This is a genomic window from Saccharothrix lopnurensis (genome assembly GCF_042658445.1).
In the GTDB taxonomy this organism is placed as follows: Bacteria; Actinomycetota; Actinomycetes; order Mycobacteriales; family Pseudonocardiaceae; genus Actinosynnema; species Actinosynnema lopnurensis.
Map to the genome: position 1 here is coordinate 15027 of NZ_JBHSQO010000002.1, position 19870 is coordinate 34896.

At 73.8% G+C, this 19870-nt stretch carries 19 protein-coding genes and 1 tRNA gene; 5 read left to right on the forward strand and 15 right to left on the reverse strand.

All coding sequences use genetic code 11. The features are described from left to right. Positions 1-46: 46 nt before the first annotated feature. The 7 genes from ACFP3R_RS02105 to ftsH are packed head-to-tail and all read right to left on the reverse strand — an operon-like array spanning position 47 to position 7421. Positions 47-2194, reverse strand: coding sequence for a DUF6779 domain-containing protein (locus ACFP3R_RS02105; protein ID WP_380632164.1), 2148 nt, complete (start codon positions 2192-2194; stop codon positions 47-49). Positions 2195-2244: 50 nt separating this feature from the next. After that, complete coding sequence (locus tag ACFP3R_RS02110; RefSeq protein ID WP_380632166.1) at positions 2245-2697, reverse strand: DUF3180 domain-containing protein; 453 nt, start codon at positions 2695-2697, stop codon at positions 2245-2247. A 36-nt stretch (positions 2698-2733) separates the two neighbouring features. Next, positions 2734-3234 carry a 2-amino-4-hydroxy-6-hydroxymethyldihydropteridine diphosphokinase gene (gene folK, locus ACFP3R_RS02115; protein ID WP_380632167.1) on the reverse strand — a complete coding sequence of 167 codons (501 nt, stop codon included), beginning with the start codon at positions 3232-3234 and terminating at the stop codon, positions 2734-2736. 9 nt (positions 3235-3243) lie between these two features. Next, entirely contained in the window at positions 3244-3606 is a 363-nt protein-coding gene (gene folB / locus ACFP3R_RS02120) for a dihydroneopterin aldolase (protein ID WP_380632169.1), read from the reverse strand. Then, positions 3599-4429, reverse strand: coding sequence for a dihydropteroate synthase (gene folP / locus ACFP3R_RS02125; protein WP_465269975.1), 831 nt, complete (start codon positions 4427-4429; stop codon positions 3599-3601). Before folP ends, folB begins: the two co-directional genes overlap by 8 nt. After that, positions 4426-5049 (reverse strand): GTP cyclohydrolase I FolE, encoded by a 624-nt coding sequence (gene folE, locus ACFP3R_RS02130; protein WP_380632821.1) that lies wholly within the window; start codon positions 5047-5049, stop codon positions 4426-4428. The genes folP and folE overlap by 4 nt, the downstream gene beginning before the upstream one ends. Positions 5050-5054: 5 nt before the next feature. After that, positions 5055-7421, reverse strand: a complete 2367-nt coding sequence (gene ftsH / locus ACFP3R_RS02135; RefSeq protein WP_380632171.1) for an ATP-dependent zinc metalloprotease FtsH — start codon at positions 7419-7421, stop codon at positions 5055-5057. Between the two features lie 430 nt (positions 7422-7851). Here ftsH and ACFP3R_RS02140 point away from each other — a divergent pair, with 430 nt between their 5' ends. Next, positions 7852-9552 (forward strand): substrate-binding domain-containing protein, encoded by a 1701-nt coding sequence (locus ACFP3R_RS02140; protein ID WP_380632173.1) that lies wholly within the window; start codon positions 7852-7854, stop codon positions 9550-9552. Positions 9553-9597: 45 nt separating this feature from the next. Here the strand turns inward: ACFP3R_RS02140 and hpt are convergent, their stop codons facing one another. Genes hpt through dacB form a run of 4 tightly spaced genes read right to left on the reverse strand, consistent with a single transcriptional unit; the run spans position 9598 to position 13817 of the window. Further along, positions 9598-10149, reverse strand: coding sequence for a hypoxanthine phosphoribosyltransferase (gene hpt, locus ACFP3R_RS02145; protein WP_380632825.1), 552 nt, complete (start codon positions 10147-10149; stop codon positions 9598-9600). Positions 10150-10166: 17 nt separating this feature from the next. Further along, positions 10167-11078: a tRNA lysidine(34) synthetase TilS gene (gene tilS, locus ACFP3R_RS02150; RefSeq protein WP_380632175.1), complete on the reverse strand. Its 912-nt coding sequence runs from the start codon at positions 11076-11078 to the stop codon at positions 10167-10169. Positions 11079-11088: 10 nt separating this feature from the next. Continuing rightward, positions 11089-12129 (reverse strand): zinc-dependent metalloprotease, encoded by a 1041-nt coding sequence (locus ACFP3R_RS02155; protein WP_380632177.1) that lies wholly within the window; start codon positions 12127-12129, stop codon positions 11089-11091. A gap of 59 nt (positions 12130-12188) precedes the next feature. After that, positions 12189-13817, reverse strand: a complete 1629-nt coding sequence (gene dacB / locus ACFP3R_RS02160) for a D-alanyl-D-alanine carboxypeptidase/D-alanyl-D-alanine endopeptidase (RefSeq protein ID WP_380632179.1) — start codon at positions 13815-13817, stop codon at positions 12189-12191. 115 nt (positions 13818-13932) lie between these two features. On the opposite strand from dacB, the gene ACFP3R_RS02165 reads away from it, so the two are divergent. Next, on the forward strand, positions 13933-14436 hold the full coding sequence (locus ACFP3R_RS02165; protein ID WP_380632181.1) for an inorganic diphosphatase: 504 nt from the start codon (positions 13933-13935) through the stop codon (positions 14434-14436). Positions 14437-14545: 109 nt separating this feature from the next. Here the strand turns inward: ACFP3R_RS02165 and ACFP3R_RS02170 are convergent, their stop codons facing one another. Next, entirely contained in the window at positions 14546-16210 is a 1665-nt protein-coding gene (locus ACFP3R_RS02170; RefSeq protein WP_380632183.1) for an MDR family MFS transporter, read from the reverse strand. 2 nt (positions 16211-16212) lie between these two features. Further along, positions 16213-16728 (reverse strand): MarR family winged helix-turn-helix transcriptional regulator, encoded by a 516-nt coding sequence (locus ACFP3R_RS02175; RefSeq protein WP_380632185.1) that lies wholly within the window; start codon positions 16726-16728, stop codon positions 16213-16215. A 128-nt stretch (positions 16729-16856) separates the two neighbouring features. Between ACFP3R_RS02175 and ACFP3R_RS02180 the strand changes: the two genes are divergently transcribed. From ACFP3R_RS02180 to ACFP3R_RS02190, 3 genes are all read left to right on the forward strand, one after another. Beyond that, positions 16857-17309, forward strand: coding sequence for a DUF4442 domain-containing protein (locus ACFP3R_RS02180; protein ID WP_380632186.1), 453 nt, complete (start codon positions 16857-16859; stop codon positions 17307-17309). 64 nt (positions 17310-17373) lie between these two features. After that, entirely contained in the window at positions 17374-18372 is a 999-nt protein-coding gene (locus ACFP3R_RS02185) for a TIGR03617 family F420-dependent LLM class oxidoreductase (protein ID WP_380632187.1), read from the forward strand. 59 nt (positions 18373-18431) lie between these two features. Next, entirely contained in the window at positions 18432-19376 is a 945-nt protein-coding gene (locus tag ACFP3R_RS02190; protein ID WP_380632189.1) for a TIGR03617 family F420-dependent LLM class oxidoreductase, read from the forward strand. 3 nt (positions 19377-19379) lie between these two features. Here the strand turns inward: ACFP3R_RS02190 and ACFP3R_RS02195 are convergent, their stop codons facing one another. Together ACFP3R_RS02195 and ACFP3R_RS02200 are read right to left on the reverse strand one after the other, a co-directional pair. Continuing rightward, positions 19380-19538, reverse strand: a complete 159-nt coding sequence (locus ACFP3R_RS02195) for a hypothetical protein (protein ID WP_380632191.1) — start codon at positions 19536-19538, stop codon at positions 19380-19382. A gap of 139 nt (positions 19539-19677) precedes the next feature. After that, positions 19678-19751, reverse strand: a tRNA-Thr gene (locus tag ACFP3R_RS02200). Positions 19752-19870 lie beyond the last annotated feature (119 nt).

The following is a 19870-nucleotide window of genomic DNA, read 5'->3' on the forward strand; positions in this document are numbered from 1 at the left end:
GCCCGGCTCCAAGCAGGCCCAGCCTCGGCCCTGGGCCGGTCTCGGCTCAGTCCTCGCCGCGGCGCCGGCGGCGGCGCGGTGACTCGGCACCACCGAACGCGGCGAGCAGCTCGCTGACCGACTTGCCGTCCGCGTGCGCGCCGGCGGGCTCCACCGGCTCGGGCGCCTTGCGCCGGCTCGGCTTGGAGATCTCCTCCCACGTGTCGCTCCGGTCCTCGACCCGGCGGCGCCCTCCCGCGTCGGCGGCCTCGGGCGCCCGGCGTCGACCCGGGGAGGACGCGGTCTCCGCCTCACGCCGCTCCACCGACCGGCGGCCCGACCGCGCCTCCGGCTCGGCCGACGACCGGCGGGCCTCGGCTGCCACGGGGCGGTGGCTCCCGGTCTGGTCCGCGCGCCCACCGGCCACGGGCTGGTGGGTCCCGGTTGGCTCGGGACGCCGACCGGCCACGGGCTGGTGGGTCCCCGTCGGCTCAGCCCGCCGACCCGCCACCGGCTGGTGCGTGCCGGTCTGGTTCGCCCGGCCACCGGCCACCGGCTGGCGCGTGCCCGGCTGCTCGGCCGACCTGCCCTGCGCCGACTGCCGGGACCCGTTCTGGTCCCCGCGCCCACCGGCCACCGGCTGGTGCGTTCCCGTCGGCCCGGGACGTCGGCCCGGCGGCGGCTGGCGGGTCGCGTTCTGGTCCCCGCGCGCACCGGCCACCGGCTGGTGCGTCCCGGTCTGGTTCGCCCGCACCCCGGCCACCGGCTGGTGGGTCCCGGTCTCGGTGGCGTGCGCGCCCGTCACGGGCCGGTGCTCACCGGTCAGCTCGGCGCGACGCGCCTCCAGGCTCGGGCGGCGACCCGCCGCGCTCGTCACCGGTCGGTGCTCGCCCCCGAGGTCGACCCGCCCGGGACCCGACCGGTGCGCGTCACCGGCGTGGTCCTCGCCCACGGGGCGGTGCTCGCCCGTCAGCTCCGCCGGTGACCGGCCGGCCGCGCGCTCGGCGGGCGACCTCCGCACCGGGACCGCCCGCGTCGCCTCCGGTCGGCGCGCCTGCTGGGCCTCCGCCTGCCGCGCCTGCTGGGTCACCGCTTCCCGGCTGATCATCTCGGTGCGCTCGGCCACCCGGCTGCGCCGCTGGCCGCCGTGCTCGGTCTGCGCGCCGGGCTCCGGCGCGCGCTGGGCGGGCTGCGCCGCCCGCGCGGGTTCGGCCGGGCCCAGTCGGCTCGCCGCGTCCTCCCGGCCACCCTCCACCCGGCCCGCGTCCCCACGGCCCGCGTCCCCACGCCCGGCATCCACCCGGCCCGCGTCCCCACGGCCCATGTCCCCGCGCCCGGCGTCCACCCGGCCCGCGTCCCCGCGCCCGGCGTCCCCGCGCCCCACCGCGTCAACCCGGTTCACGCGCTCGACCGGCTCCGCCTTGGCCGCGGCCTCCCGCCGCACCACCGCCGGCGTCCCCGGCCGCTGCTGGGTCGCACGGGCGGGTTCGCGGCGCACCGGCTGGGCCGCCTCCCGCCGCGCCGGCTCCGGGCGCGTCGGTTCGGGACGGCGAACCTGGTCCTTGCGGGACGTGTCGTGGGGAACGCGCTCGATCAGCTCGGTCCGCTCGACGCGCTCCGCCGCGGGCTTCTCGGCGGCCTTGCCCACCGCGACCTTCTTCGCGCTCGCGGTGGGCAGCGAGGTCCCCGCGGTGATGATCCGCTGGTCACCCATCGACATCAACCGGGACTGGTCGGACAGGGCGCGCATCCGGGTCGACTCGGCGCGCAGCGCCACCCGTTCGACCAGGACCTCACCGCCGAGCAGGGCCTCCAGGTTCTCCCGCAGGGCGCGCAGCTCGTCACGCAGCGCCTCCAGGTCGTCCTTGGCCTCCTCCCGCACCCGCTTGCGGGTCTCGGCCTCGACCTCCAGCTCGTACTCGCGGCGGGCCGCGATCTCGCGCTCCAGCTCCAGCTCGTAGACCGACTGGAGGTCCGCCACCTCGTCCTCGCGGTCGGCGATCTGCCTGCGGTAGCGGGCGGCCAGGAAGGCGCCCACCAGGGCCGCCCACAGCGCGGCGACCACGGCCAGGCGCAGCCACCGGGCGCTGTCGCTGAGCACGAGCACCGCCGCGGCACCGAGGGCGAGCGCCAATGCCGCTACCAGCAGCAGTCGCCCGGAGCCACGACCGTGATCCTGCTGCTCGTCATCGTCCGACGCGCCTCGCCCGGTCATGGCGCCTACCGTACCGGTCAGTTATCCGATTGAGACCTCGGCGTCGGTATTCACTCGTCCCGGTGAGGGTCAGTGGGGGTCCTGCAGCAGTGCTCCAGCCACAGCGCGGCGCCGATCAGCGCGCCGGCGCACCCCATCCCGACGACCGCGCTGACCAGGTCGTTGCCCGCCGCCTCGAACTGGTCCCGCACCGGCAGCACGTAGAACAGCACGCCGGTCCACGCGCCGAGCATGATCGCCCCGAGCAGCGACGACGCCTTGGCCAGCGCCACCGCTCGGGCCGCGGTCAGCGGCTGCACCGGCTCCGCGCCGGGCCTGCGCAGGATGCGGGCGCGCAGCGAGAACGCCAGCCACAGGTCCACCGCCGCGATGACCAGCAGGGTGAACCCGGCGAACGTGGGCAGCGGCGGCAGGGTGTCGTAGGCGAGCCTGATCAGCAGGTGCGCGAGCAGGCCCGCGACGAGGCCGGCGGCGAGCAGGTCACGGGGCTTGGTGAACCTCACCCCACCATCGTCCCCGAACCCGCGCGCACGACCCGATCAGCCCCGCGTCGACCGGTCACCCAGCCGGAGGTCGTCCCTCCGGGTGACGCCGCTCAGGTCGAGCCCCGCCACCAGGTCCGCCACCCGCCCGTGCCCCGGCAGCACCGCGCCCGGCTCCACGTCCAGCCACGGCACCAGCACCGTCGCCCGCTCGAACGCCCCGGGGTGCGGCAGCAGCAGCTCCGGGGCGGCCGAGGTCACCCCGTCCACCGACACCACGTCCACGTCCAGCGTGCGCGGCCCCCAGCGGCGCTCGCGGACCCGCCCCGACGCCTCCTCCAGCGCCTGCCCGCGCCGCAGCCAGCCCCACTCGTCGACCTCGTCGGAGACGATCAGCACCGCGTTGAGGAAGTCGTCCTGGTCGGTCACGCCCCACGGCGCGGTCTCGTACACCGGGGACACCGCCACCAGGGACCCGGCGAACCCCTCCACCGCCAGCCGCAGGTGCCCCAGCCGGTCGCCGAGGTTCGACCCGATCGACAGGACCGCCCTGGTCACCGGTCCGCCCTAGTCACGGGTCCGCCGGATGGTCACCGACACGTCCGCGAAGGTCAGCGGGATCGGGGCGGACGGCTTGTGCACCGTCACCTCGGCCGCCCGCACCCGCAGGTCGGTCATCACCTCGTCCGCGACCTTGCCCGCCACGGTCTCGATCAGGTCGTACGGCCCGCCGGCCACGATCGCCGCCGCCCGCTCGGCCAGCTCGCCGTAGTGCAGCGTCTCCCGCAGGTCGTCGGTCGCCGCCGCGCGGGAGAGGTCCAGCCAGGCGGTGACGTCGACCAGGAAGTCCTGGCCGTCGCGCTTCTCGTGCTCGAACACGCCGTGGAAGCCGCGCACGCGCAGCCCCCGCAGCGAGATCCGGTCAGCCATCCCGACCCTCCCGACCCGACCGCCAGGCCCTGGCCACCGCGACCGCGTCCAGCGACTTCCCCACGTCGTGCACCCGCACGCCCCACGCGCCGTTGAACGCCGCCAGCGCCGAGACCGCCGCGGTCGCGTCCTCGCGGCCGTCCGGGTCGCGGTCGCCCAGCAGCGAGCCCAGGAAGCGCTTGCGGGACGCTCCCACCAGCACCGGGAACCCGAGCGACACCAGCGCGTCGAGGCGGTTGAGCAGCTGCCAGTTGTGCTCGGCGTCCTTGGCGAAGCCCAGGCCCGGGTCGAGCACGAGGTCGTCCTCCGCCACGCCCGCGGCCAGCGCCGCGTCGACCTGGCGGGACAGCTCGTCCCGCACGTCCTTCACCACGTCGTCGTAGACGGCCAGCCGGTTCATCCCCCGGCTGTGCCCGCGCCAGTGCATCAGCACGTACGGCACGCGCGCCGACGCGACCAGCGGGATCATCGCCGGGTCGGCCAGCCCGCCGGACACGTCGTTGACGATCGACGCGCCCGCCTCCAGCGCCGCCTCGGCCACCCGGGCCCGCATGGTGTCCACGCTGATCGGCACGCCCTCGGCGACCAGCGCGCGGATCACCGGCGCGACCCGCCCGGCCTCGACCTCCGCCGCCACCCGCTCCGCGCCCGGCCGGGTCGACTCGCCACCCACGTCCACCAGGTCGGCGCCGCGCCGGAACATGGCCACGCCGTGCGCCACCGCGTCGTCCAGCCCCGGGTAGCGGCCGCCGTCCGAGAAGGAGTCGGGGGTGACGTTCAGCACGCCCACCACCACGCAGCGGTCCGGCCTGGCCACGCTCACCGGAGGCGTCCCCGGATCAGCTCGATCGCCTCCGCGCGGGACGACGCCGAGTCGCGCAGCAGCCCGCGCACGGCCGAGGTGGTGGTCCGCGAACCGGGCTTGCGCACGCCGCGCATCCCCATGCACAGGTGCTCGGCCTCGATCACCACGATCACGCCGCGCGGTTCGAGCCGCCGCGCCAGCGCGTCCGCGACCTGCGAGGTCAGCCGCTCCTGCACCTGCGGCCGCTTGGCGTACAGGTCGACCAGCCGGGCCAGCTTGGACAGGCCGGTCACCCGCCCGTGCTCGTTCGGGATGTACCCGACGTGCGCCACGCCGTGGAACGGCAGCAGGTGGTGCTCGCAGAACGAGTACATGGGGATGTCGGTGACCAGCACCAGCTCCTCGTGCGACTCGTCGAACGTCTTGGCCAGCACGCTGTCGGGGTCGGTGAACAGGCCCGCGAACAGCTCGCGGTAGGCCCGCGCCACCCGCGCCGGGGTGTCGCGCAGGCCCTCGCGCTCCGGGTCCTCACCGCACGCGAGCAGCAGCTCGCGCACCGCGGCCTCGGCCCGCTTCTGGTCGAAGGGTCGGCGTGCGAGACCGGCCCCCCCGTTTCCGGGGAGGCCGGTCTGGTCGATCTCGGTCACGTGCGGTTGTCCGGATCCGTCTCGAAGTTCCGCTTGCCCGCCTCGGCGTCCTGCGGTTGTCCGGGCTGCGGCTGCCACGGCGGCTGGGCGACCCCGCCACCCGGCGCGGTCGCCGGGGTCCACCCGGGCGGCGCGCCGTAGTTCGGCGGGACGGCCGACGGCGCGTGCGGCGGCTGCGGCTGCGCCGGGTAGGGCTGCCCCTGGTAGGGCTCCTGGTACTGCGGCTGCCCCTGGTACTGCTGGCCCTGGTACTGCGGCTGACCGTGCTGCGGCTGCCCCTGGTGCTTCTGACCGGGCTGCGCCGCCGGGTACGGCTGCGGGTACTGCGCCCCGTTGCTGCCGTTCGGCCCGTTCGGGTTGACCGGCGGCCCGGGGATCGGGTCCGGCACCGAGGGCTCACCGTCGCGCACGTCCTCGATCGCGGGCGGCCACGGCTCGCCGCGCTCCTTGGCCAGCTCCGCCGGGGTCTTGACCGGCGGCTTGTCCGAGGGGGTGCGGTTGCCGAACTCGTTGAACTTGGTGATCCGGGGCCGCTTCTCGACGCTGGCGAACACCCGCTCCAGGTCCTTCTGGTGCAGGGTCTCCTTCTCGATCAGTTCCAGGGTCAGCGCGTCGAGCACGTCGCGGTAGGTGTTGAGCACCTCGTACGCCTCGGTGTGCGCGGCCTCGATCAGCTCGCGCACCTCCTCGTCGATCTCGTGCGCGACCTCCAGCGAGTAGTCCGCCTGCCTGCCCGCGGTGCGGCCGAGGAACGGCTCGCCGCCCTCCTGGCCGTACTTGACCGCGCCCAGCCGGGCGGACATGCCGTACTCGGTGACCATCGCGCGGGCGATCTTGGTCGCCTGCTCGATGTCGTTCGACGCGCCCGTGGTCGGCTCGTGGAAGACCAGCTCCTCGGCGGAGCGGCCGCCCAGCGCGAACACCAGCCGGGCGATCATCTCGGACCTGGTCATCAGGTCCTTGTCCTCCTCGGGCACGGACAGGGTGTGACCACCCGTCCGGCCGCGGGCCAGGATCGTGACCTTGTAGACCGGGTCGATGTCCGGCATCGCCCACGCGGCCAGGGCGTGCCCGGCCTCGTGGTAGGCGGTGATCTTCTTCTCCTTCTCGGAGATGATCCGGCTCTTGCGGGCCGGACCGCCGATCACGCGGTCGACCGACTCCTCCAGGGCGGCGTTGGTGATGACGGTGCCGTTCTGGCGGGCGGTCAGCAGGGCGGCCTCGTTGATCACGTTGGCCAGGTCGGCGCCGGAGAACCCGACGGTGCGCTTGGCCAGGCCGTCCATCTCGGCGTCCGGGGCCAGCGGCTTGCCCTTGGAGTGCACGCGCAGGATCTGCTTGCGACCCTTGAGGTCCGGCACGGACACCGGGATCTGCCGGTCGAAGCGGCCCGGCCGCAGCAGCGCCGGGTCGAGGATGTCCGGCCGGTTGGTCGCCGCGATCAGGATGATCCCGCCGCGGGAGTCGAAGCCGTCCATCTCGACGAGCAGCTGGTTCAGCGTCTGCTCGCGCTCGTCGTGGCCGCCGCCCATGCCGGCGCCGCGGTGGCGACCGACGGCGTCGATCTCGTCCACGAAGATGATGCAGGGCGCGTTCTGCTTGGCCTGCTCGAACAGGTCGCGCACGCGCGAGGCGCCGACGCCGACGAACATCTCCACGAAGTCGGAGCCGGAGATCGAGTAGAACGGCACCCCCGCCTCGCCGGCCACGGCGCGCGCGAGCAGCGTCTTGCCGGTGCCGGGCGGGCCGTAGAGCAGCACGCCCTTGGGGATCTTGGCGCCCAGGGCCTGGTAGCGGCCCGGGTTCTGGAGGAAGTCCTTGATCTCGTAGAGCTCCTCCACCGCCTCCTCGGCGCCCGCCACGTCGGCGAACGTCGTCTTGGGCATGTCCTTGGAGAGCTGCTTGGCCTTGGACTTGCCGAAGTTGAGGACGCGGTTGCCGCCGCCCTGGGCGTTGTTCATCATCCACATCAGCAGGAGCAGCAGCAGGCCCAGCGGGACCAGGTACAGCAGCATCTGCGTCAGGAACGAGTCCTGGGTGACCTTGGTCTCCAGGACGGGGTCGTTGGGCGCCTCGTCGAGGATGGTGAAGATCTCGTCCGTGGAGCTCGCCGGGAACTGCGCCCGCACGCGGTTGCCGCCCTCGACGGTCACCCCGTCGTTCAGGGTGAGCTTGAGCAGCTGCTCCTTGTCCTCGATCGTGGCTTCCTTGACCTGGCCGTCCCGGATCTGCTGGAGTGCCTGGGACGTCTTGATCGGGGTGTAGCCCCGGTTGTCGTCGAAGAGCACGTTGAAGGCGTAGAAGAGCAACAACACCGCCACGATCCACAGCAGCGGGTTGCGAAGCAGGCGCTTGCGGTCCATGCACTTACGGCCGACGGGCGGCCTCGACCCTCCCTGACTTGTCGACGGGCGCGGACGGGCACACCCGTCCGACCAGCCTACCGCCCGTGCGCGGGCGGAGCGCTCCGCGTTCGGGACCCGTCGTGTCCTGCCGGACCAACGGGCGGGAGCCCCCCGGTGTTCCCGCCCTGTTCGACCCGGTGACCTCGGACACGGATCGCAGGTCGAACCGGTTCAGCCGGGCCGGGCGCCGGCGGTGAACCGGTCGCGCCCGAAGGCCGTAGTACCTCACCGGGGGTGGCGCGTTACCAGCAGGTAGCGAGAATGTGAGTGCCACTCGGGTGACATGCAACACGAGAGTTTGTCATGTGACGCCGCCGTGTCATCCTCGGCAACTACCACGAGTTCTCAGTTCGTCCAACCGGGTGAACACCGAGCGAAGGTGTCAAGCATGGCAACGCGCAACCGAGCCACCCCCGGTCGCCTCCGCCGCGTCGCCCTGCCCGTGGGCGCGCTGCTCGGCGTCGTGGCCGCCGCCGGCGTGGCCGTCGTGGCGATCCGGGTGACCGGCGGACCGGAGTGCCGGGGCACCCTCCCGCTCAAGGTCGCGGTCACGCCCGCGGTCGAGCAGGTGGTGCGGGGCGCCGCCGACGACTACCTGGCCACCCGGCCCGTGGTGGACGGCAGGTGCGTGCAGGTGCAGGTGGAGGCGCGCGGCGCGGCCGACGTGGCGAAGGAGCTGCCCACCGCCCAGATCAACCCGCCCGCGCTGTGGGTGCCGGACTCGTCCATGTGGGCGGCGGAGACCCGGCGGCAGTCGGGCGACGAGGGCTCGGGCGCGCCGAGGCTGGAGATCCGCGCACCGCTGGCCACCTCCCCGCTGCTGATCGCGGGCTCCGAGCGGGCGATGACCGCGCTCGGCTGGCCCGTCACGCCCGTGAGCTGGGCGCGGGTCGTCGACCCGAAGGTGTCGGTGACGCTGAGCGACCCGACCACCTCCACCGAGGGCCTGGCCACGCTCGCGGTCATCCGCGCCCGGCTGGGCAACCCCGACGGCACGCCCAGGCCCGAGCTGATCGGCGCGCTGCTGCGGGTCGGCCGGGACGCGCTGCCGTCCGTGCGCGACGCGTTCGGCAAGGTCGTGCAGGGCACCGAGGACGCCCCCGTGTTCACCGCCTCCGAGCAGGGCGTGCTCAGCGCCAACCGGGCCGCCGGGGCGCGCCGGGTCGTGGCCTCCCAGCCGAAGGAGGGCACGGTCGCGTTCGACTTCCCGCTGGTGCGGGTGAGCCGGGCCGGCGAGGCGGCGGGCACCGAGGCGGCCGCGGCGGGCTTCGAGCAGGCGCTGCGCGCCGACCGCACCGACCGGCGGTTCGCCGAGGCGGGCTTCCGCGCCCCCGACGGCACGGCGCCCGAGGGCTGGACCACCGAGGCCGACGGCGTGCGCGGCGGCGACGTGGCCACCCTCGCCACGCCGTCCCCCGACGAGGTCTCCGAGCTGCTGCGCACCTGGGGCGCGGTCAGCCTGGACACGCGGCTGCTGGCCGTGCTGGACGTGTCCGGCTCGATGGCCGAGACGACCAGCGACGGCCGGACCAGGGTCGACGCGGCGAAGGAGGCCGCGCTGACCGCGCTGGGGATGCTGCCGGACACCTCGGAGATCGGCCTGTGGGCGTTCTCCACGAACAAGAAGCCCCCGAACGACTGGATCGAGCTGGTGCCGATCGGTCCGCTGGGCGAGCCGATCGCGGGCGCGCCGCGCCGCGTGCAGCTCCAGAAGGGCGCGAACGGCCTGAACCAGCTGGTCGGCGGCGGCACCGCGCTGAACGACACGGTGCTGGCCGCGTTCCGCCACGTGCAGCGGACCTACGACCCGTCGATGATCAACTCGGTCACGCTGATGACCGACGGCAGCAACGACGACATCTCCAGCATCGACCTGCCCTCCCTGCTGACCGCGCTGCGGGAGGAGGCCGACCCGTCCCGGCCCGTGCCGATGATGATGATCGGCCTGGGTCGGGAGGCCGACATGGACGCGCTCAAGCGCATCGCGGAGGCCACCGGCGGCAAGGCGTACCAGGCCCTGGAGCCGGAGGACATCCGCGGCGTGCTGCTGGACGCCATCTCGCAGCGCCGCTGCCGGCCGAACTGCTGAGCGGGGTCGGGGCGGTCCTCGCCGGGACCGCCCCGACCGCGCGGCTCAGCCCGAGTAGACCTTCGGGTCCAGGGTGCCGATGTAGGGCAGGTCGCGGTAGCGCTCGGCGTAGTCCAGGCCGTAGCCCACCACGAACTCGTTGGGGATCTCGAAGCCGACGTACTTCACCGGCACCTCGACCTTGACCGCGTCCGGCTTGCGCAGCAGCGTGCAGACCTCCAGCGACCGCGGCTTGCGCGAGGCCAGGTTCTTGAGCAGCCACGACAGGGTCAGGCCCGAGTCGATGATGTCCTCGACGATGACCACGTCGCGGTCGGCGATGTCGCGGTCGAGGTCCTTGAGGATGCGCACCACGCCGGAGGACGAGGTCGACGAGCCGTAGGAGCTCACCGCCATGAACTCCAGCTGCACCGGCACCGGCAGGGCGCGGGCCAGGTCCGTCATGAACATCACCGCGCCCTTCAGCACGGTGATCAGCACCAGGTCGTTCCCGCCGTCGGCGGGGTAGTCGGCGGCGACCTTGTTGGCCAGCTCGGTCACCTTGTCGCTGATCTCCTGCTCGGTGATGAGCACGGAACTGATGTCGCCGTCGTACACGGACGGTTCCCCTTTGGTCATGCCTGCACTGGTTCCACTTCAAGCCTGCCATGCGCGCGCCGAGCCACAAAGCCGCCGGGCAGCCACACCCCGCCCTGACCTCGCCAGTCGCTCACCAGGGCGTCCACCCGTCTCAGGTGCGAGTCGGACAACTCGGGCACGCTCTCCCGCAGCAGCCACCGCCGCAGCACGCGCCGGCGCAGCGCGGCGGGCAGCGGCTCGACCTCCACCACCGCGCAGCAGTCGCCGTCGAACGCCGCGGCCAGCTCGTCCAGGGCGTCGTTGTCCTCCCGCAGCTGGGCCGCGGTGCGGGCGAGTGCGTCCGCGACCCCGCCCCGGAGCACGTCCTCCAGCAGCGGCAGCACCTCCGCGCGCAGCCTGACCCTGGTGTAGCGGGGGTCGTCGTTGTGCGGGTCGTGCCACGGGGTCAGGCCCAGCTCGGCGCAGGCGGCGGTGGTGGTGGCCCGGGAGACGCCCAGCAGCGGGCGGCCCCACGGCGGGTCGTGCGGGCGCATCCCGGCGATGCTGCGCGCCCCCGAGCCGCGACCCAGGCCGAGCAGCACGGTCTCCGCCTGGTCGTCCCGGGTGTGGCCGAGCAGCACCAGCCCGCGCTCCGGTCTCAGCGCCGCGTACCTGGCCCGCCGGGCGGCCGCCTCGGGACCACCCGGACCGGTGACCTCCACCCGGCGCACCTCGGCGTCGAGCCCCAGCTCGCGGCACGTCCGCGCGGCGTCCTCGGCGACCCGCGCCGAGCCGTCCTGGAGCCCGTGGTCGACCACGACGGCGAGCGCGCCGGTCAGCCGCGCGGTCACGGCGGCCAGCGCGAGCGAGTCCGCGCCGCCGCTCACCGCGACGGCGACCGCCTCCGGCCGGTGCTCGTCGAGGAACCGCCGCACGGCCACGCGGACCTCCGCCAGCGGCCCGTTCACGGCAGGCGCCTCACGGTTGGACGCGGCGCAGCCAGGCGGCCGGGTCGGCGATCTCGGCGCGCGTCGGCAGGGTCTCCGGGCCGGTCCAGACGGTGTTGAAGCGCTCCATGCCGACCGCGTCGACCACGTGCCCGGTGAACGCCGCGCCCTCGGCGTACTGGCGGACCTTGGCCTCCACGCCCAGCAGCGTGCGCAGCACGCGGTCCAGCAGGCCGCCGCCCTTGCGGCGGGCGGTGAAGCGCTCGCGGATGACGCGGACCGACGGCACCACCTCCGGGCCGACGGCGTCCATCACGTGGTCGGCGTGCCCCTCCAGCAGCGTGGACAGGGCGAGCAGCCGGTCCAGCACCTCGCGCTGGGCGGGGCTCTGGAGCAGGTCCACCACGCCGCCCGCCTCGCGCAGCCGCCTCGGCAGGTCGCGCAGGCGGGGCGTGGAGCTCTCGTCCATGGTGTCGAGCAGGGTCGTGACCAGGCCGGAGAAGTGCCCGGCGAGCCACGGCACGGCGGTGAACTGGAGCCGGTGGGTGCCCTCGTGCAGGCACACCCACATGCTGAACTCCTCGCCGGGCACGTCGAGGGACCGCTGGGCGCCGACGATGTTGGGCGCCACGAGCAGCAGCCTGCCGCCCCCGGAGAACGGGTCGTACTGGCCGAGCACCCGGCCGCTGAGGAACGCCACGACCACGCCCGCCTGCACGCCCGCCGTGCCCGCCAGGACACCGCCGAACGCCCCGGGCTGCCGGGGCAGCGCGCCGTCGGTCAGCGCGGCCAGCCCCTGCACGGCGGCCCGCACCCAGCCGGGCCGGTCCACGACCTCGCCGGGCCGCAGCGGCAGCCCGTGCCCGAGGCCGGTCAGCTCGCGCACGTGGACCTCGGCGTCCACGGCCAGCTCGCGCAGCCGGTGCACGGCCACGTCCGCCTCGGCCCTGGGCACCACCGGGCCGGGGCGCAGGAGCTTGGTCGCGGTGGTGACGGCCAGGTCCCAGTCGACCGTGGTCCGGTGGGGGGCCTGCCCGCTCGGGGCGCTGCGGTCCTGCGTCGCCGGGTTCACCCCGTTGACGCTACCTGCGCCGACCGGGTGGGCGACACACCAACCGGGCACCCGGGGTGCTAGCAACCGCAGGTGCGCAGGGCCGCCGCCAGCTCGTCCAGCCCGCCGCGCACCCCCAGGGTGTTCTGGTTGCTCAGGGACATGAACGCGAACACCAGCAGCCGCCCGTCGGTGTCCAGCACCACCCCGGCCAGGGAGTTCACGCTGGTCAGCGTCCCGGTCTTGCCGCGCACCCAGCCGCGCCCGCCGGTGCCCTGCTCGGTGAACCGGCCGGCCAGGGTGCCGCTGCCGCCCGCCACCGGCAGCGCGGTCAGCACCGGCCGCAGCTTCGCGGTCTTCGGGTCGGCGGTGTCGGGGCCGGCGGCGGCGGCCAGGAGGTCGGCCAGCAGCCGCGAGGGCAGCTTGTTGTTCGGCGACAGCCCGCTGCCGTCCACGAACGTGGCCCCGGTGAGGTCGAACCCGTTCTCGACGAGCACGTCCCGCACCGCCTGCGCGCCGCCCGCGAACGACGGCTCCGCGCCGCGGGCGATCGCCACCTCGCGCGACAGCGTCTCGCCGAGCACGTTGTCGGACAGCTGCATCATGTTCTCGACCAGTTGGTCCACCGGCACGGACCGCACCTCGCCGAGCACCTCGGCGCCCTCCGGCGCGGCGCCGGCCGCGACCGAGGGGACGCCCAGCCGCTGCGCGAGCGCGGTGGCGGTGTCGGCGGCGGGGGTCTCGGTGCGCCGGATGTCGAGGAACGTGGGGTCGCTGCGGCCGCCGCTGAGCATCAGGGGCTGGATCGGCGAGATGTAGCCGTTGGGCACGTCGGCCGGGTCCCAGCCGGGCGCCATCCCCGGTCCGGTGTAGCGCGACGCGTCGTAGAGCACCTGCGTGACCTGGCCGGGCGAGGCCGCCTTGACCTGGGCGACGAGGTCGTCGAGGGTCGGCGCGTTCGGGTAGACCGTGGGCTGCCCGACGGGCAGCGGGGACAGCGTCGGGTCACCGCCGCCGACCAGCACGACCGTTCCCGGCTGGGTGCCCCGCACGACCTTCGTCGACAGCTGGTCCGTGTGGTCGAGGACGAGCAGCGCGGCCGCGGCGACCAGGATCTTGGTGGTGGACGCGGGGGTGGCCGGGGTGGTCTCGCCCTGGTTCCACAGCACCTGGCGGTTCGCCGGGTCGATCACGGTGCCCGTCAGCGGGGCCAGCGGCCCGTCGGCCAGCGGCCCGGCCAGCGCGGACCGCACGCCCGCCGGGGTGGGCCGCTCGCCGTCCGGGCCCACGCCCCGGACCGCCATCGTCACCGGCGCGGGCGGGGCGGGCGCCGCGGTGGTCGCGGCGGGCGTCCGGTCGAACCACCCGCGCTGGGTCCCCACCACGGCCGCGCCCGCCAGCGCGAGCACGAGCAGCACGGCCGCGGCGAGGACGAACGGCCGCTTGCGCCGCCGGGTGGGCGGGGCCGGTTCTTCACGTTCCGTGATCGGTTCAGGAGCGGGTTCAGGTTCCGACTTGATCTCTTTCCCGGCCCCCGCGGGGGGCGGCGGCTGCGGCGCGGCCGGTTCGGGCGCGGGCGGCCTGCGTTCCGGCGGTACCGGGGCCGGGATGCGCACCGTGGGCGGGTCCGGCCGCCTGACCTGCACCGTCGGCGGTTCGTGCCTGGCGTCGTCGCCGTCAACGGTGGGCCAGGATGGCTCGTCGGGCAACGCGATCCTCCGCGGTCGAGTACGGGCAACGTCACACCCTGGGCTCGGGGTTGACGAGACGTCGTAGTCCACACTAGTGGCGTAACGAACGGCGAGAACGAGCGAGGACCGCGTAGTGGAGTTCGACGTCACCATCGAGATCCCCAAGGGGGTCCGCAACAAGTACGAGATGGACCACAAGACGGGGCGCATCCGGCTGGACCGCACCCTGTTCACGGCCACTCAGTACCCGGCGGACTACGGGTTCGTCGACAACACGCTCGGTGAGGACGGCGACCCCCTCGACGCCCTCGTCCTGGTCCAGGAGCCGACCTTCCCGGGCTGCCTCATCCGCTCCCGCGCCATCGGCATGTTCCGGATGACGGACGAGAAGGGCGGCGACGACAAGCTGCTCTGCGTGCCGGCGGAGGACCCGCGCAGCGAGCACCTGCGCGACATCCACCACCTGAGCGAGTTCTACCGGCTGGAGATCCAGCACTTCTTCGAGGTCTACAAGGACCTGGAGCCGGGCAAGAGCGTCGAGGGCGCGACCTGGGTGGGCCGGACCGAGGCCGAGGCCGAGATCGTCCGCTCCTACCAGCGCCTCAAGGACGCCGTGGCGCGCGGCGAGGAGCACTGAGCGCGTAAGGCGTGCTGCCGGAAGGCCCGCCCCCGGACCGGGGAGCGGGCCTTCCGGCTTTCTCGTGTCGGCGTTCTCGTGTCGGCGCCCCCGCGTCGGCGTTCTCGCGTCAGTGCATCGCGATGGGGGCGGGCTCCTCGCCCTCGGCGTCCTTCACCCGCTCCAGGCCGGAGCGGGAGGACAGCGGCACCTCGCGCAGGAACCACACGATCACGAAGCCGACCAGGGTGACCAGCGAGCCGACCAGGAACACCAGGTCGATCGAGCCGGAGAAGCCGTCCAGGAACGGCCGGGCCAGCACCGGGTCGAGCCCGTTGAGGAACTCGGTGTTGTCCAGGTCGAAGCCCTGCCCGCCCTGGAGCGCCCCGGCGAACTCGCGGTTCTCCGGGCGGGCCAGCGCGGCCTGGAACTCCGGCGAGCCCATCGCCGAGCGCAGCGCGGCGCCGATCTTGTCGCCGACCGTGCTGAACAGGATCGACAGGAACACCGCGGTGCCGACCGTGCCGCCGATCTGCCGGAAGAACGTGGCCGACGAGGTCGCCACGCCCATGTCGCGCGGCTCGGCGTCGTTCTGGATGGCCACCAGCAGGGTCTGCATGTTCAGGCCGAGGCCGACGCCCAGGAGGAACATCAGCACCAGCGGCTGGTAGAGCGGGGTGTCCGGGCCGACGAAGCTGAACAGGAACAGCGCGACCGTCATGACGCCGAACCCGGCCACCGGGAACACCTTGTAGCGGCCGGTCCTGGCGGTGATGCTGCCGCTGGTGCCCGCCGCGGTCATGATGCCGAGGGTCATCGGCACCATCATCAGGCCGGACTCGGTGGCCGAGTACCCCTGCACGATCTGGAGGTACAGCGGCAGCGACACCATGCCGCCGAACATGCCCAGGCCCAGCACGAAGTTGATGGCGTTGCCCAGCGAGAACGTCTGGCGGCGGAACAGCCGCAGCGGCAGCAGCGCCTCGTCGCCCATGCGCTTCTCGGTCAGCACGAAGCCGATCAGGCCGAGCACGCCGACCGCGTACAGGGCGATCGAGGTGCCCGAGGCCCAACCCCACTCGCGGCCCTGCTCGGCCACGATCAGCAGCGGCACCAGGCCGACGGTGAGCAGGCCCGCGCCGACGAAGTCGATCCGGTGGTTCACCCGCTGGTGCGGGATGTTCAGCACCTTGGCCACGACGACCAGCGCGACCAGCGCGATCGGCACGTTGATCAGGAACACCCAGCGCCAGCCGGCCGTGCCGAGGAACGTCTCCAGGCCCGCGAACAGGCCGCCGACGACCGGGCCGGCGACGCTGGCCACGCCGAACACGGCCATGAAGTAGCCCATGTAGCGGCTGCGCTCGCGCGGCGAGGTGATGTCCGCCATGATCGCCATGGCCAGCGACATCAGGCCGCCCGCGCCCAGGCCCTGGACCGCGCGGAACGCGGCCAGCTCGTACATCGAGCCCGCGATGCCCGACAGCAGCGAGCCCGCGAGGAACAGCGAGATCGCGGTCAGGTACATCGGCTTGCGGCCGTAGATGTCGGACAGCTTGCCGTAGAGCGGCGTGGAGATCGTCGCGGTGATCAGGTAGGCCGTGGTCGCCCACGCCTGGAGGGTCTGGCCGTGCAGCTCGTCCGCGATGGTCTTCATGGCGGTGGCCACGATCATCTGGTCCAGCGCGGCCAGGAAAAGCCCGAGCAGCAGGCCCGACAGGATGGTCAGGATCTGCCGGTGGGTGAGCAGCGCGGCGCCTGGTGGCGTCGCGTCCGCTCGGGTCGCTTCCGACATGCTCATCTCTCCCCTTCTGAGCGCGGCCCCAGCCCGCCCTCAGCGATGAAATACGGGAGCGCCTTCTCGTAGTCCCCCACGAAGCGCTCGAAGAACTCGACGAACCGGTCCCGGTCCTCGGGGCTCCAGTCCGCGAACAGGTGGATCAGCGCCTCGTTGCGCTGCTTGCGGCGTTCGGCCAGCAGCCGGGCCCCCGCCCCGGTCACCGCCAGCACGCTGGCGCGGCCGTCCTCCGGGTCGGCCCGGCGCTCGACCAGCCCCTCCTTCACCAGGACCGCCACCTGGCGGCTGACCGTGGAGGGGTCCGAGAACACCGCCTCGGCGAGGGCGCTCGACCGCGAGGGCCCCAGCTGGTTCAGGTTGGCCAGCAGGACGAACGCGGACTTGTCGACCCCCGTCTTGCTCAGGTGGGCGGCGACGCAGGCGTGCATCTTGTTCATCCGCACCAGGGCCATGCCCAGCCGGTCCGCGCTGACCAGGTCGTCGGCCTGCGCGTCGTGACGCCCCGGGGTCGCCATGCCACACTCCGTTTGCTTGCATCAAACAACTAGTTGCTGGATGCAAGCATGAACCTGCCGAAGGGTTCTGGCAAACGAAATACCCGTGACCGCCGTCTCACCGGTTACCGACCGGTAATGTCACGACCATGAGCGCTGATCACTCGTTCGTCGCCGAGGCGATGAAGCAGGCGGTGCCGTGGGTCAGGACCACGGGCGTGGAGTTCCTGGAGGTCTCGGGCGACCGGGTGGTGGCCGGGCTGCCCGACCGGGACGACCTGCACAACCACGTCGGCGGGCCGCACGCGGCCGTCGTGTTCGGCGTGGGCGAGACCGCGTCCGGCGCGGTGGTGATGGCCGCGTTCGCGCCGCACCTGGAGCGGGCCACGCCGCTGGTCGTCCGGTCGGAGATCGCCTACCGGAAGCTGGCGCTGGGCCCCCTGCGCGCCGAGGCGGTGCTGGGCCGGCCGGCCGCGGACGTGGTGGCGGAACTGGGGGGCGGCACGCGGCCGGAGTTCCCCGTGCACGTGACGATCACCAACGCCGAGGGGGTCACGACCGGGGAGATGACCGTCGTCTGGACGCTGCGGCCGAACCGCTGACGACCGCGGCGCGGGCCGTCCGTTCGCCGGGCGGACTGCTCCGTTCGGCGGTATCCTGCCCGCTGTGAAGGTGGACCGGGTGGAGATGAGCCCCGACCCGACAGTGGCCCTCGACCTCGCGCGGGCCGCCGAGGAGGCGGGCTGCGACGGGTTCTGGGTGGCCGAGACCTGCCGCGACCCGTTCGTCGCGCTGAGCCGCGTCGCGGGCGAGGTGGACCTGGACCTGGGCACGGCCGTCGCGGTGGCGTTCGCGCGCAACCCGATGAGCACCGCCGTGCTGGCCAACGACCTCCAGCTGCTCTCCTGCGGGCGCTTCCACCTGGGCCTGGGTTCCCAGGTGGAGGCGCACATCACCAACCGGTTCGGCATGCCCTGGTCACGGCCCGCGGCGCGGATGCGCGAGTTCGTGCTCGCGCTGCGCGCGATCTGGCGCGGCTGGGCCACCCGCGAGCCGCTCCGGTTCCGCGGCGAGTTCTACACCCACACCCTGATGACGCCGATCTTCGACCCGGGACCCAACCCGTTCGGCAGCCCCGCGGTGTGGCTGGCGGGCGTGGGCGAGCGGATGACCGAGGTCGCGGGCGAGGTCGCCGACGGCTTCCTGTGCCACAGCTTCACCACCGAGCGGTACCTGCGCGAGGTGACCCTGCCCGCGCTCGCCCGCGGTCGGGCGAGGTCGGGTGGGCTGCCGCCCGTGGAGGTCCTGGGCCCCTCGCTGATCGCCCACGACGACCGGTCGGTGGCCAGGCTCCGGCGGCAGATCGCCTTCTACGGCTCCACCCCGGCCTACCGCGGGGTCCTCGACCTGCACGGCTGGGGCGGCCTGCACGAGGAGCTGCACCAGCTCTCCCTGGACGGGCGGTGGGAGGAGATGAACGGCCTGGTCACCGACGAGGTGCTGCACGCGTTCGCGGTCGTGGGCACGCCCGCCGGGACGAGGGTCGAGTACGCCCGCCGCTACGGCGGCCTGGTCACCAGGTTCGCCGAGCCGACGCCGACCGCCGTCGTCGGGGCCGGGTTCGGGGCCGGGATCAAGGTCGGGGCCGGGGCCGGGTTCGGCTGAGTCGCCGCGCGGGCCCGATCCGGGACCGCGACGGGCGGGGAGCGAGTAGGTTCGCCGGCGTGAAGGTGGACCGGCTGGAGCTCGACCCCGACCCGACGACCGTCCCGGAGGCGGCCCGCGCGGCCGAGGAGGCGGGCTGCGACGGGTTCTGGGTGGCCGAGACGCGGCACGACCCGTTCGTCGCGCTGAGCCGCGTCGCGGGCGCCGTCGACCTGGAGCTGGGCACGGCCATCGCCGTCGCGTTCGCCCGCAACCCGATGAGCACCGCCCTGCTGGCCAACGACCTCCAGCTGCTCTCCGGCGGCCGGTTCCACCTGGGCCTGGGCTCGCAGGTGGAGCCGCACGTGACCAAGCGGTTCGGCATGCCCTGGTCACGGCCCGCGGCGCGGATGCGCGAGTTCGTGCTCGCGGTCCGCGCCATCTGGCACAGCTGGGCCACCGGCGACCGCCTGCGGTTCCGCGGCGAGTTCTACACCCACACGCTGATGACGCCGTTCTTCGACCCGGGACCCAACCCGTTCGGCGCCCCCTCGGTGTGGCTGGCGGGCGTGGGTGAGCTGATGACGGAGGTCGCGGGCGAGGTGGCGGACGGCTTCCTGTGCCACAACTTCACCACCGAGCGGTACCTGCGCGAGGTGACCCTGCCCGCCCTGGCGCGCGGCCGGGCCAAGGCGGGGCACGCGGCGGACCTCGGGGTCCTCGGCCCGTCCCTGGTCGCCCACGACGATCGGTCGGTGGCCGAGGTCCGGCGGCAGATCGCCTTCTACGGCTCCACCCCGGCCTACCGCAAGGTCCTGGACCTGCACGGCTGGGGCGAGCTGCACGAGGAGCTGCACCGGCTGTCGCGGCGCGGGGAGTGGGCCCGGATGGCCGAGGCGGTGACCGACGAGGTGCTGCACGCGTTCGCCGTCGTGGGCACGCCCGCCGAGGTCGCGGCCGAGTACCACCGCCGCTACGGCGACGTGGTCACCAGGGTCGCCGCGCCGGTGCTCAGGACCGGGTGAGGCTCAGGACCGGGTGAGGCTCCGGGCCGGGTCCTCCACCAGGAGGCGGTGCCGGAACAGCTCGGTCCGCACGCGCGGCCGCACCCACCGCCGGCGGCCGACCCGCGCCGCCAGCACGGCGAGCGGCAGGGCGAGGACCGTCGCCAGGACCATCGTGCCCATCGGCGATCACCTCCAGGCTGGCAACGACACCGTCGCCCACCCCTGACGCCGAGGACAGAAGTGTCACCCTGATGGAGCAATGACCGATGGAGCAACGACGAAGGCCCCGGACCGGGGTCCGGGGCCTTCACATCTCGCGAGCCGCCTATCGGAATCGAACCGATGACCTGCTCATTACGAGTGAGCCGCTCTGGCCGACTGAGCTAAGGCGGCGAGACGTGACAACTATAGCCGAAGCGCGGGCGTCACCTGACCGGGGGGTTCGTCGTTAGCCGGAACGTGACGGATGCACGCGTCCGCCGCACCTGACGCCGCCGTCACGGGAGGTACCA

What these genes read in the sequence shown, in the direction of transcription:
- ftsH (WP_380632171.1), bottom strand. Translation starts at nt 7,421, where the DNA reads ATGGACCGCAAGCGCCTGCTTCGCAACCCGCTGCTGTGGATCGTGGCG.
- ACFP3R_RS02105 (WP_380632164.1), bottom strand. Translation starts at nt 2,194, where the DNA reads ATGACCGGGCGAGGCGCGTCGGACGATGACGAGCAGCAGGATCACGGT.
- ACFP3R_RS02140 (WP_380632173.1), top strand. Translation starts at nt 7,852, where the DNA reads ATGGCAACGCGCAACCGAGCCACCCCCGGTCGCCTCCGCCGCGTCGCC.
- ACFP3R_RS02170 (WP_380632183.1), bottom strand. Translation starts at nt 16,210, where the DNA reads ATGTCGGAAGCGACCCGAGCGGACGCGACGCCACCAGGCGCCGCGCTG.
- ACFP3R_RS02195 (WP_380632191.1), bottom strand. Translation starts at nt 19,538, where the DNA reads ATGGGCACGATGGTCCTGGCGACGGTCCTCGCCCTGCCGCTCGCCGTG.
- folB (WP_380632169.1), bottom strand. Translation starts at nt 3,606, where the DNA reads ATGGCTGACCGGATCTCGCTGCGGGGGCTGCGCGTGCGCGGCTTCCAC.
- ACFP3R_RS02180 (WP_380632186.1), top strand. Translation starts at nt 16,857, where the DNA reads ATGAGCGCTGATCACTCGTTCGTCGCCGAGGCGATGAAGCAGGCGGTG.
- ACFP3R_RS02175 (WP_380632185.1), bottom strand. Translation starts at nt 16,728, where the DNA reads ATGGCGACCCCGGGGCGTCACGACGCGCAGGCCGACGACCTGGTCAGC.